At 41.6% G+C, this 11,809-nt stretch carries 11 protein-coding genes; 8 read left to right on the top strand and 3 right to left on the bottom strand.

Annotated features, from left to right (window positions below):
• Positions 1 to 288 (top strand): NifU family protein, encoded by a 288-nt coding sequence (locus BCY91_RS05155; RefSeq protein WP_120180956.1) that lies wholly within the window; start codon positions 1 to 3, stop codon positions 286 to 288.
• 120 nt (positions 289 to 408) lie between these two features.
• Entirely contained in the window at positions 409 to 1,035 is a 627-nt protein-coding gene (locus BCY91_RS05150) for a carboxypeptidase-like regulatory domain-containing protein (protein WP_120180955.1), read from the top strand.
• 6 nt (positions 1,036 to 1,041) lie between these two features.
• Here BCY91_RS05150 and def read toward each other — a convergent pair whose 3' ends face one another.
• Positions 1,042 to 1,614: a peptide deformylase gene (def, locus tag BCY91_RS05145; protein ID WP_120180954.1), complete on the bottom strand. Its 573-nt coding sequence runs from the start codon at positions 1,612 to 1,614 to the stop codon at positions 1,042 to 1,044.
• Positions 1,615 to 1,771: 157 nt separating this feature from the next.
• Here def and BCY91_RS05140 point away from each other — a divergent pair, with 157 nt between their 5' ends.
• The 3 genes from BCY91_RS05140 (at position 1,772) to BCY91_RS05130 (ending at position 5,757) form a co-directional block, all read left to right on the top strand.
• The gene (locus BCY91_RS05140; RefSeq protein ID WP_182995308.1) at positions 1,772 to 2,545 is read left to right on the top strand and encodes a T9SS type A sorting domain-containing protein; all 774 of its coding nucleotides are present in this window, start codon (positions 1,772 to 1,774) and stop codon (positions 2,543 to 2,545) included.
• A 69-nt stretch (positions 2,546 to 2,614) separates the two neighbouring features.
• On the top strand, positions 2,615 to 4,156 hold the full coding sequence (locus tag BCY91_RS05135) for a bifunctional GNAT family N-acetyltransferase/carbon-nitrogen hydrolase family protein (protein ID WP_120180952.1): 1,542 nt from the start codon (positions 2,615 to 2,617) through the stop codon (positions 4,154 to 4,156).
• 302 nt (positions 4,157 to 4,458) lie between these two features.
• Positions 4,459 to 5,757 (top strand): UDP-N-acetylmuramoyl-tripeptide--D-alanyl-D-alanine ligase, encoded by a 1,299-nt coding sequence (locus BCY91_RS05130; protein WP_120180951.1) that lies wholly within the window; start codon positions 4,459 to 4,461, stop codon positions 5,755 to 5,757.
• On the opposite strand, the gene BCY91_RS05125 is transcribed toward BCY91_RS05130, so the two are convergent.
• Positions 5,754 to 7,097, bottom strand: a complete 1,344-nt coding sequence (locus BCY91_RS05125) for a DNA recombination protein RmuC (RefSeq protein ID WP_120180950.1) — start codon at positions 7,095 to 7,097, stop codon at positions 5,754 to 5,756. The two genes, BCY91_RS05130 and BCY91_RS05125, sit on opposite strands and share 4 nt — an antisense overlap.
• A 90-nt stretch (positions 7,098 to 7,187) precedes the next feature.
• Here BCY91_RS05125 and BCY91_RS05120 point away from each other — a divergent pair, with 90 nt between their 5' ends.
• From BCY91_RS05120 to BCY91_RS05110, 3 genes are all read left to right on the top strand, one after another.
• On the top strand, positions 7,188 to 7,601 hold the full coding sequence (locus tag BCY91_RS05120) for a 6-pyruvoyl trahydropterin synthase family protein (RefSeq protein WP_120180949.1): 414 nt from the start codon (positions 7,188 to 7,190) through the stop codon (positions 7,599 to 7,601).
• 99 nt (positions 7,602 to 7,700) lie between these two features.
• Entirely contained in the window at positions 7,701 to 8,336 is a 636-nt protein-coding gene (locus BCY91_RS05115; protein WP_120180948.1) for a TetR family transcriptional regulator C-terminal domain-containing protein, read from the top strand.
• 40 nt (positions 8,337 to 8,376) lie between these two features.
• Positions 8,377 to 9,690 carry an ABC1 kinase family protein gene (locus BCY91_RS05110; RefSeq protein WP_120180947.1) on the top strand — a complete coding sequence of 438 codons (1,314 nt, stop codon included), beginning with the start codon at positions 8,377 to 8,379 and terminating at the stop codon, positions 9,688 to 9,690.
• On the opposite strand, the gene recG is transcribed toward BCY91_RS05110, so the two are convergent.
• Positions 9,691 to 11,796 (bottom strand): ATP-dependent DNA helicase RecG, encoded by a 2,106-nt coding sequence (recG, locus tag BCY91_RS05105; protein WP_120180946.1) that lies wholly within the window; start codon positions 11,794 to 11,796, stop codon positions 9,691 to 9,693.
• Between the last annotated feature and the right edge of the window lie 13 nt (positions 11,797 to 11,809).

The raw sequence follows: 11,809 nt of genomic DNA, 5'->3' as shown, positions 1-11,809 counted from the left end.
ATGAGTGATCAAGAAAATCTGTTAGCAAAAGTAGAAGCGGCATTAGACACCATACGGCCTTACTTAATTGCTGATGCAGGAAACGTTTCGATCTTGGAGATAACAGACGAGAAGGTGTTGAAGCTAAAACTATTGGGCTCCTGCGAATCTTGCCCTATGAGTTTTATGACTATGAAGGCAGGTATAGAGCAGGCAGTAAAAAAAGCGGTGCCAGAAATTACTGCGGTTGAAGCGGTTAACTTAACTCCGATGGATTCGCCTCATGCAGTAATGCCACCAAACAGGTAAAATTATTTATATAAAAAACATTTAAAGAGCCTTTTCGTTTTTAAAGAGAAGGCTCTTTTGTTTAACAAACATTAACAATATCCCACAACAAGTGATCTTGTTTTTGAATATTTTAGCGAAGTGAAATATCTGATTTTGTTACTAATGTTTTTTACCGGCTTGGGCGCTTTTGCCCAGCAAGAACCTCCTATTGCTCAATTCTCTGGAGTGATATATGATAAAGACAGCAATTCTGTTGTGCCTTACGTTACCATCAGAAACATCACAGAAGGCAAAAACTACTCGGCAAACTATAAAGGCTACTTTTCCTTTGTAGTGCATGAGGGCGATAGCATCTTATTTACCGCCGTTGGCTACAAAAAACTGGCCTTAAACATCCCAAAAAACCTGACTAATAAAAAGTTTACCGCCCTAATTAAACTAAAACCAGACAATATTGAGCTGCCCACGGTAACTATTTTTCCATGGGCCAGCATTGACGAGTTTAACAAAGACTTTTTAACGATGAAGTTTGCGGACGATGATTTAGAAATAGCCAAAAAAAATCTTTCTAAAGAAAGCTTGCGCGACTTGTATATGTCTTTACCGCGCGACGGTGCCGAGTATAACACCAACAGTTTCCAGTATAACCACAACAAACTTAACAACAGCCACATGGTTTACACCAACCCGCTGTTAAACCCTTTGGCCTGGGGCGCGCTAATTAAACAAATTACAGAAGGAAATAAATCGCGCGATAAAAAATAAGCGGGCTTATCTTTTTCTTTTGTTGGCTAAAGGAAAGCGCATTTTATAATCTACGCGCACCGCACCTTTCGCAATTGCATCTAAACGGTTTTTAAGCATGGTTTTACGTAAAGGGCTAATCCGGTCTGTAAACAGCTTGCCCTGAATGTGGTCATATTCGTGCTGTATTACCCGCGCAGCTAAACCTGTAAACGCTTCTTCGTGCAAAGTAAATTGTTCGTCGTAATATTTGATTTTTAAATCGCGGTGGCGGTTCACGTTTTCCCTAATATCTGGGATGCTTAGGCAACCTTCGTTAAAATCCCATTTCTCGCCACTTTCTTCTTCAATAACGGGATTAATAAACACCTTCTTAAAGTTTTCTAAAGCAGGTTCATCGTCTGCAAACGGGCTGGCATCTACCACAAATAAACGGATGGGCAAACCAATCTGTGGCGCAGCTAAACCTACCCCACTTGCAGCATACATTGTCTCAAACATATTATCAATCAACTCTTTGAGGTTCGGATAATCTTGATCAATATCTGTGGCAAGCTTCTTTAAAACAGGGTCGCCGTATGCTACTATTGGTAATTTCATCCTGCAAAAATAACAATTATGTATCTATTTTAGGTTTATATAGGTATAAGTACCAGAAAAACGCATATTGTTTGAGAAAATAAATTGCCTAACTTTATTTGGTTTTTCCTGATGAACGCTTATGCTTCGTCATAACTTTAAACTTCATAAAATAAATATGAAAAAAATACTACCTATCCTATTTGTTCTCAGCTTAAGCAGCGCAATTGTAAAAGCGCAGTGCACGCCTCCGGGCGAGCTTACCATTACCGGGCCAAGCAGTGGCTGTACGGACCGTGTAACAGCCTACACAGTTAAAGCGGATGGTGCAACAAGCTATGTATGGGAAATTACCGGTACCAATACCAAAACACAGCAAAGCCAAACGCAATACAATATTGTTTTTGAAAACAGTGCCGTAACCATCAAAGTTACACCCATGAATGGCAGTTGCGCCGGCACGGCAAAAACTTTAGTGGTGCCTGTTTCGCCTACGCCATCCAGGCCTGTTATCTCGCAAAGCGGTAATACTTTAGATGCAAATACCAGTGCATCAAGCTACCAATGGTATCAAGATAGCAAGCCTATTGCCGGGGCAACAGCGCAAACCTTTACGCCTACTGTAAACGGAACCTATTTGGTAGAAGCAAAAAACAGCCAAGGTTGCAATTCTTTTTCAACCACCTTCAATTTCTTTAAAACTGCTATTACAGAGGATGCCGTATTTAACGGCTTTGTGTTTTACCCTAACCCGGTTACCACCGTGTTAAACGTAGATTTTGCCCAAGCTTATGATTTAAGCTTTATGGATTTGTTAGGTCGTGAAGTATTGCAAAAAGATAACCTTAGAGGCAAGCAAGAACTGGATTTGACCGCGCTAAAAAGAGGGGTTTATTTAATGAAAATAAATAGTAATGGCAAAACAGCGGTACGGAAGTTGTTTTTAAAATAATTGATAAAAGTCAAACTTTAATTAACCCCGGAAGATTGTCTTTTCGGGGTTTTCTTTTTAAATTATATCATGCTAACAAAACCAACAAACATAGAAACCGTTGAACTACGGACCTTAAAATCAGAAGATTATAATGATTTAAAGTCGGCCATGATCTCTGCTTACTCTGCCATGGGCGAGAGCTACTGGCGTGAAAAATCAATTGAAAAACTGATAGAGATTTTCCCCGAAGGGCAACTGTGCGTAGAGATTAACGGCCGGGTGGTAGCTACTGCCCTGAGCATTATTGTAGATTACGATAAGTTGGGCCCAAACCACACCTACGCCCAAGCCACGGGCAATTACACATTCAACACGCACACTTATGACGGTGATGTTTTGTATGGGATAGAGATATTTGTGCATCCAGATTTTAGAGGTTTACGCCTAGCGCGAAGGCTTTATGACGCGCGGAAGGCGCTTTGCGAAAACCTCAATTTAAAATCGATTATTTTAGGGGGGCGTATCCCCAATTTTGAAAAACACAGCCATTTAACCCCCCGCCAATATATTGATAAGGTGAAGATGAAGGAAATTTACGATCCTACGCTTACCTTCCAGATTTCTAACGACTTCCACGTTAAAAAAATACTGAAAAACTACCTGCCGGAAGACCAGCAGTCAAAGCAGTTTGCCACCCTTTTAGAGTGGAACAACATTTATTATGTGGACGAGGAAAAGGACAATCTACTCAAAAAATCTACTGTGCGTATAGGTTTGGTGCAATGGCAAATGCGGCTTTTCCCTACCGTTACGGATTTGATGGAAAGCGCCGAATATTTTGTGGATGCCGTAAGCGATTATTCTTCGGATTTTGTGGTGTTCCCCGAATTTTTTAACGCGCCTTTAATGGCGGATTATAATCACCTGGGCGAGGCAAAAGCCATCCGAGAGCTGGCGCACCATACAGAATACATCAAAAACAGATTTTGCGAGCTTGCGGTGTCTTACAACGTAAACATCATTACCGGCAGCATGCCTTTGCTTGAGGACGAGAAATTGTACAATGTTTCTTATTTATGTCGCAGAGACGGCAGTTTTGATCGGGCGATAAAAATCCATCCTACACCTTCAGAAATTCACTCGTGGGGCATGAGCGGCGGAAACGAATTGAAAGTATTAGATACGGATGCCGGAAGAATAGGTATTTTGATTTGTTATGATTCGGAATTTCCGGAGCTTGCGCGGATGCTTGCTTTGGAGAAGATGGATATTCTTTTCGTTCCGTTCTGGACGGATACCCAGAACGCCTACAACCGTGTACGCATTTGTTCGCAAGCCCGTGCTATAGAAAATGAGTGTTATGTGGCTATCACCGGCTCGGTGGGCAACCTGCCTAAAGTGAACAACATGGATTTACAATACGCACAATCGGCCATATTTTCACCGTCTGATTTTGCTTTCCCATCAAATGCTATTGTTGGCGAAACCACTCCAAATACCGAAACCATTTTGATTGCCGATGTGAACTTGGATTTATTGAAAGAGCTTCATGAATTTGGTAGCGTAAAAAACTTAAAAGACAGACGAACGGACTTTTACGAACTGAGTTTGAAAAAGAAAGGCAAGTAAGCACTCAGGCCTTAAGTCTGTAGTCTGTAAGCAAGTTTATATGCTATTTCCTAATCTCTGCGTTCTTGGTGAACTTTGCGGTGTAACTATAATGATGGTTACATTCCCAATCTGTTTTAACCACAAAGAGCGCAGAGCACGCACAGATTGTGAGCCTTTAAGGTTGAACTACAAAATTTAGCTTGTGAGTTCTACTTACTGACGTCTGAGTGCATTGCTAACTCTGGGTAACAGCACTTCGGTAAAACTATCCCCAGAAATCTGCAGTCAAAAATGTAATTTTGCGCAACAATTTAAAGCCCATGAGCATCCCAGAACTGTATCAGTATTACCTTTCGTTTCCAAACATTTGCACGGATACCCGAAAAATTGAGCGCAACAGCCTTTTTTTCGCTTTGCGCGGAGAAAATTTCGACGCCAATGCCTTTGCAGAGCAGGCTTTGGAAAAAGGTGCGGCTTATGCGGTAATTGATAATCCGGATTTTAAGAAAAGCGAAAAATATTTGTTGGTTGAAGATAGCTTAAGCACTTTACAGCAGTTGGCAAGGTATCATCGGCAACAATTGAAGATACCGGTTATCGGTTTAACCGGAAGTAATGGAAAAACTACTACCAAAGAACTTATCAACAGCGTTTTAAGTCAAAAATTTAAAACGCTGGCAACAAAAGGCAATCTGAACAACCATATCGGCGTGCCACTAACCCTTTTAGAAATTGGTAATGATGTGGAGCTTGCTATCGTAGAAATGGGCGCTAACCATCAAAAAGAGATTGAACTCTTATGTAGCATCTGCGAACCGACGCATGGCCTCATCACTAACATCGGGAAAGCGCATTTGGAAGGTTTTGGTGGCATTGAAGGTGTAAAACAAGGCAAGGGAGAACTTTACGATTTCCTACAAGCCCACCAAGGAACTGTTTTTGTAAATGACGACAGCCCTGCGCTAAACGAAATGCTTAAAACAAGGAATTTCGTAAAGCTTGTGAAATACGGAACCGACGCAAGCAACCAAGTTATGGGCGAACTGTTGAGCAACGAACCTTATCTTAAAATTAGGTGGACTTACCCGCGCGGAACTTTTGAAGTACAATCTCAGCTCACCGGAATTTACAACTTCGAGAATATTTTGGGCGCCATTGCCATTGGTTTAGATTTTGATTTAAGTCCTGCCCAAATTAACGCCGGCATCAGCAATTATGCCCCAAAAAATAACCGCTCACAAATCAGCAAAACAGAAAAAAACACGGTAATAGGCGATTATTACAATGCCAACCCTAGCAGTATGGTACTGGCAATAGATAATATTGCCCAGCTGAAGGCCACCAAAAAGGTTTTGATTTTAGGCGATATGTTTGAGGTGGGCGAAAGCACTGCGCAGGAACACCTAAACGTGATACGCAAGGCTTTAGCTTATCCTTTTACGCAGGTAATATTTATTGGCAAACACTTTAAAGAAGCGTCTTCACAAGTCAATGCTTTATTTTTTACTGATACAGATGAAGCTTATAATCACCTTAAACACCAGCGGATTGAAGATTCTTTGGTTTTAGTGAAAGGTAGCCGGGGAATGCGCTTAGAAAAACTGATGGAACTTCTTTAATCTTCTAAAAAGCGCTCGTCTATTTGTTTAGTAGCTTTTGCACCCAGCTTACGCAGGTTTTCAACACGGTTCAAAATATTCCCTTGGCCCAAGTTAAGCTTGTTCATCGCGTCTTGATAAACCTTTTGCGATTTATCCAGATGGTCGCCAACTTTTAGCAAATCGCTGTGGAAGCCTACAAATTTATCGTAAAGCTGTCCGGCTTTGGTTGCAATATCTATGACATTGCGCGTTTGTTGTTCTTGTTTCCAAATGGATGCAACGGTTTTCAAAGTTGCCAACAAAGTAGAAGGCGTAACAATAACCACCCTTTTATTCCATGCAAAATCAAACAAATCCTGATCGTGCTGTACGGCAATGGCAAAAGACGACTCTATCGGCACAAAAAGCAACACAAATTCTGGCGAGTTAATTTGGTAAAGCTCATGGTAATTTTTACCGCCTAAACCGTTAATATGGCTTTTAATACCGGCAACATGCTGTTTTACAAATGCGATTTTATCTTCATCTGTTTCGGCATTTACCAAACGCTCATAGGCTATTAGCGAAACTTTAGAATCAATAATCAGGTGCTTGTTATCCGGTAAAAACACCACCACATCTGGCAACATCCTTTCGCCTTCGTGTGCAATATAACTGCTTTGTTTACTGTAATTTAAACCTTCCAATAAGCCAGAACGCTCTAGCAAACGGTCCAATACCATTTCGCCCCAGTTTCCTTGCTTTTTATTATCGCCTTTCAGCGCTTTGGTGAGATTGTTAGCTTCATCGCTGATTTGCTTATTAAGCTCCATCATCTTAATAATTTCGCCCTTCAGCACATTGCGTTCATCAGACTCTGCTTTATAAACCTGCTCCACCTTATCGCGGAAGGCGTTTAAATTTTCTTTTAGCGGATTTAACAACAAGCCCAAATTGTTGCGGTTCAGCTCGGTAAATTCTGCCGACTTCTGTTTTAATATCTCACTGGCCATCAGCTCAAAGTCTTTGGAAAAGCGCAATTGCATCTCAGCAATAAATTGCTTCTGCTCCTCAAAACGTTCTTGTTGTGCTCTGTGCATTTCTTGCAGTTTTACAGATGCTTGTTTGGCCAAAGAAAGCTCTTCGTACAAGGCTAGTCGCTCCTGTTCTAGCGTGGCTATTTTTAATTGCATTTTATGGTCCAAGGCTTCTTTCTCTTCTCTAATGTTTAAAGTTTGTTGCTCGGCCAATGCCACAGAGGTTTTCAGTTGCTGTAGCATCTCATCAGAATCGGTGTTTTTTGATTTCCGATTTGTAAATATCAAGATTACAGCTAGCAATAAAATCACTAGCGCTACCAGCAAAATCACAATTTCCATGCGCTCAATTTAAGCTTTCGGCGCAACACCATCAAAACAGAATTGTCGTTTTTTTTGTTTACCTTCTGAACCAAATTAGATTTTTTTGAGATGAAGCAAAAAGTAGCCGTTTTCCGAAAAGAACATTTTAATGCCGCACACCGTTTACACCAGCCCAACTGGAGCGATGAAAAAAACCAAGCATTTTTTGGCCAATGCAACAACCCTAATTACCATGGCCATAACTATGATTTGATTGTAAAACTTACGGGTTACGTGGATGAAGAGTCGGGCTACTTATACGATATGAAATTACTTTCTGCGCTTTTGCACAAGAAAGTAATTGATAAGTTTGATCACCGGAACCTAAATTTAGATACCCAAGAATTTAAGAGTTTGAACCCCACCGCAGAAAATATCGCAATGGTCATTTACGATTTATTGCGACCAGAAATTCCGCAGGACCTTGACTTAAAAATTACACTTTACGAGACCGAACGTAATTTTGTAGAATACCCCGCGTAGCGCTTTTCACAGCTTTTTGTCATAAAATTTGCTTAAGCTTTGCAGTAAAAACAACTTGCTACATTTGGCGTTATTACCCAATAACAAACCACCAAAAAAATGGCAAGCAAGCAAAAAATCCAAATCGCCTATTTAGATTATGTGTTATCCGAAGGTAAACGCCCGGCATCAGTATTTGCGTTTGCGAAAAAGCACAAGTTTGCAGAAGAAGAGTTTTACCAGCATTTCGCATCTTTTGATGCGATAGAGGCCGACGTTTGGGCAAGCTTGTTTATCACCACCATTGCAGAAGTTAAAGCACAAGAAATTTGGTCACAATATAGCTCCAGAGAAAAAGCTTTGTCTTTCTTTTACAGCTTTTTTGAACTGCTAAAAAGTAAAAGAAGTTTTGTTAGCTACAGCATAGGCAACTTCAAAAAAGGCCTGCAAACCCCTGTGCAGCTTCAAGAAAGCAAAAGCGTTTTTGCAGATTTTAGTGATGAACTGATTAAAGAAGGTTTGGAAAGCGGCGAGCTTGCAGAACGGAAGTTCTTGAGTGATAGGTATCAAGATGCGCTTTGGTTCCAGTTGATATTTGTTCTCAACTTTTGGCTCAAAGACCACTCCGCAGGTTTTGAAAAAACCGACGAAGCCATAGAAAAAGGCGTAAATCTTAGCTTCGATTTGTTCCAACAGGGACCATTAGACAGCATTTTAAGCTACGGAAAGTTTGTTTTCCAAAATGTGATGAAGTAATAGAAGAGTGAATGAGTGAAGAGTGAATAACTAAAAAAACATGGCTAAAGAACAACAGCATATCCCGGCCAGCAAAGTGGCACGTTCTGCAAAGTTTGTGGGCACCGGTATTAAAATAGGTGGAAACTACATCAAACATTATTCTAAAAAGCTCTTTAATCCCGATTTAAGTAAAGAAGAGCTAAACGAAGACAATGCTACAGACATTTACGAGTCATTAAGCCAACTGAAAGGCAGTGCTTTAAAGGTGGCGCAAATGCTAAGCATGGATAAAAACATCCTGCCAAAGGCTTATGTTGATAAATTTTCGATGTCGCAGTATAACGCACCTCCGCTAAGCGGACCGCTGATTGTGCAAACCTTTAAAAAGCATTTTGGAAAAAGTCCGGAGCAGATTTACGATAAGTTTAACCTCAAATCTAGCAACGCCGCCTCTATTGGACAGGTGCACCAGGCGGAGCTTAAGGAAGAAAAACTTGCGGTAAAAATCCAATATCCGGGCGTAGGCAGTTCCATTTCATCTGATCTAAAAATGGTGAAACCTTTTGCTTTCCGCCTATTAGGAATGAGCGAAGCCGAGCTTGCCGTTTACATGAAAGAGGTAGAAGAGCGCTTATTGGAAGAAACCGATTACGAATTGGAGCTGCGGAGCTCGATGAAAATTTCTGAAGCCTGCAAAGACATCCCAAACCTGGTTTTCCCAAAATATTATCCAGAACTCTCGGGGCCACGTGTAATTACCATGAGCTGGTTAAACGGACTTCATTTGAAAGAATTTTTAGCCACCGAACCTTCGCAAGAAACACGCAACCAAATTGGGCAGGCGCTGTGGGATTTTTACAATTTTCAGCAACATGAACTGCGCGCTGTACATGCCGATCCGCATCCGGGCAACTTTTTAATCACACCCGAAGGAAAGTTGGGCATCATTGATTTTGGCTGCATTAAATCGTTACCGGATAGCTTTTATTATCCGTTTTTCGCTACTACCTCTTCAGATTTGATGGATAACAAGGAAAAAACCATCAAAGCGTTTAGACAGCTGGAAATGATTTTACCAAAGGATAATGAGGCACAGGTTGAGTTTTATTACCAAACCTACCGCGAAATGATTTCTTTGTTTGCACAACCCTACGCAAAAGGCAGTTTTGATTTTAGTAAAAACGGCTACTTTGATCAATTATATGCTTTTGGAGAAAAACTAGCCAAGATGCCCGAATTTAAGCAGGCACGCGGCGTAAAACACTTCATTTATGTAAACCGCACCAACTTTGGATTATACAGCATTTTGCATGAGCTGGGCGCTCAGGTGCGCACAGACACCTATAAACCGCATTTAAAAACTGATTATTAGTTACGAGATTTTATTGAGCGTAATGCCAGTATCAGATTTTAACAGCAGTATTTTAAGGCACTGATGTTCCGGTTTTTCCAGTTGTGGATCTTCTTCAAAAATCTTGATGACAGTTTTTCGCGCTTCTGCCAAAATATGCTGGTCCATCGCTAAATCTGCCAGTTTTAACTCCATTACACCGCTCTGCTCCTTCCCCTCAATATTGCCTGGTCCGCGCAGCTGAAGGTCAATTTCTGCAATTTCAAAACCATCACTACTTTTTACCATAGTTTCTAAACGGGTGCGCCCGTCTTTGCTCAGCTTATCGCCAGACATTAAAATACAGTAAGACTGTTCGGCGCCACGCCCCACCCTGCCGCGCAATTGATGCAGTTGCGATAAACCAAAACGTTCGGCGTTCTCAATCACCATCACCGATGCATTAGGAACATTGACGCCGACCTCAATTACTGTTGTGGCCACCATGATATGCGTTTGCCCTTTCACAAAGCGCTGCATTTCAAATTCTTTCTCATCCGCTTTTAGCTGGCCGTGGACAATACTTATCTGATATTTTGGCAAAGGAAATTCGTGGCGCATGGTTTCCACGCCATCCAACAAATTTTTCAGATCGAGCTTCGCGCTTTCTTGTATCAGCGGATATACCATATACACCTGCCTGCCCTTTGCTATCTCGCGTTTCATAAAGCCAAACATGCGCAAACGCTGGCTCTCAAAAAGATGTAATGTTTCTATTGGTTTTCGGCCGGCGGGCAGTTCATCAATAACAGAAACATCCAAATCGCCGTAAAGGGTCATCGCTAAAGTCCGCGGAATTGGCGTCGCCGTCATCACCAGCACGTGCGGCGGAATAAAGTTTTTGCGCCAAAGCTTTGCCCTTTGCTCAACCCCAAACCGGTGTTGCTCGTCAATCACCGCCAAGCCTAAGTTTTTAAACTGCACGCTATCTTCAATAAGCGCATGGGTGCCAATTAAGATAGATAGCTCGCCACTTTCTAGCATCGCGGCGATTTTTGCCCGCTCGCGTTTTTTTGTCGAGCCCGTTAGTAAGGCTATCGATACAAAATCATCTTTCAGCAAGGCTTTTAGAGATAAGTAGTGTTGTGTCGCCAAGATTTCTGTAGGCGCCATTAAGCAAGCCTGAAAACCGTTATCAACCGCCAACAACATCGTCATTAAGGCAACCACCGTTTTCCCGGACCCTACGTCGCCCTGTACCAAACGGTTCATTTGACTACCGCGTTGGGTGTCTGTACGTATCTCTTTAACTACGCGCTTTTGTGCATTGGTTAAGGGAAAGGGTAACAGCTCGTGGTAAAAACGGTTAAATTTTTCGCCCACCGTGTCAAAAATATGCCCCTTAAATTTTTGTGTGCGGATGAGCTTTGCACGTAGCATCCTAAACTGAATTTGAAAAAGCTCTTCGTATTTCAGCGTATTTTGCGCAACGCGTAAATCTTCTGCATTAGACGGAAAATGGATTTGATAAAGTGCCTGCGCGCGTGGCACCAGCTTATATTGCTGAATAACGTATTCTGGCAACAGGTTTATCACCTCCTGCAAACAGCTGTCTAATACGTTTGCTGTCAATTTTTGAATGCCCTTTGCATCTAAGGCGTGTTGCTTTAATTTTTCTGTAGTGGAGTAAACTGGTTGTAACTTTAAATTCCCACGGCTCAGCGCATTCTTTTGGTACAGCTCAATCTCCGGATGCGCCATTTGGGCTTTGGCATTAAAGAAATTCACCTTTCCAAATATGACATACACTTGGTTGAGCACCAAATGTTTTTGTACCCAACTTATCCCCTGAAACCATACCAACTCTATTTCGCCGGTATCATCTATTGCTTGAGCCAGCAAACGTTTTTTTCTGCCCTCGCCAATAAGTTCAAAAGATTTTAACCTAACCAGTATCTGCACATAGGGTAAGTCTGCGGTGGTTTCGGCAATTTTATAAAAACGGGTACGGTCAATATAACGGAAAGGATAATAGGCTAATAAGTCACCATAGGTTTGGATCCCCAATTCCTTTTTTAAAAGCTCGGCGCGGTGCGGTCCAACTCCTTTTAAATATACAAGCGGTGTATCTAATGATGACGGGCCCAATATCCTTACCTGA

It is taken from the genome of Pelobium manganitolerans, assembly GCF_003609575.1.
GTDB lineage: Bacteria > Bacteroidota > Bacteroidia > Sphingobacteriales > Sphingobacteriaceae > Pseudopedobacter > Pseudopedobacter manganitolerans.
This window is presented reverse-complemented; position numbering and strand designations above follow the sequence as displayed.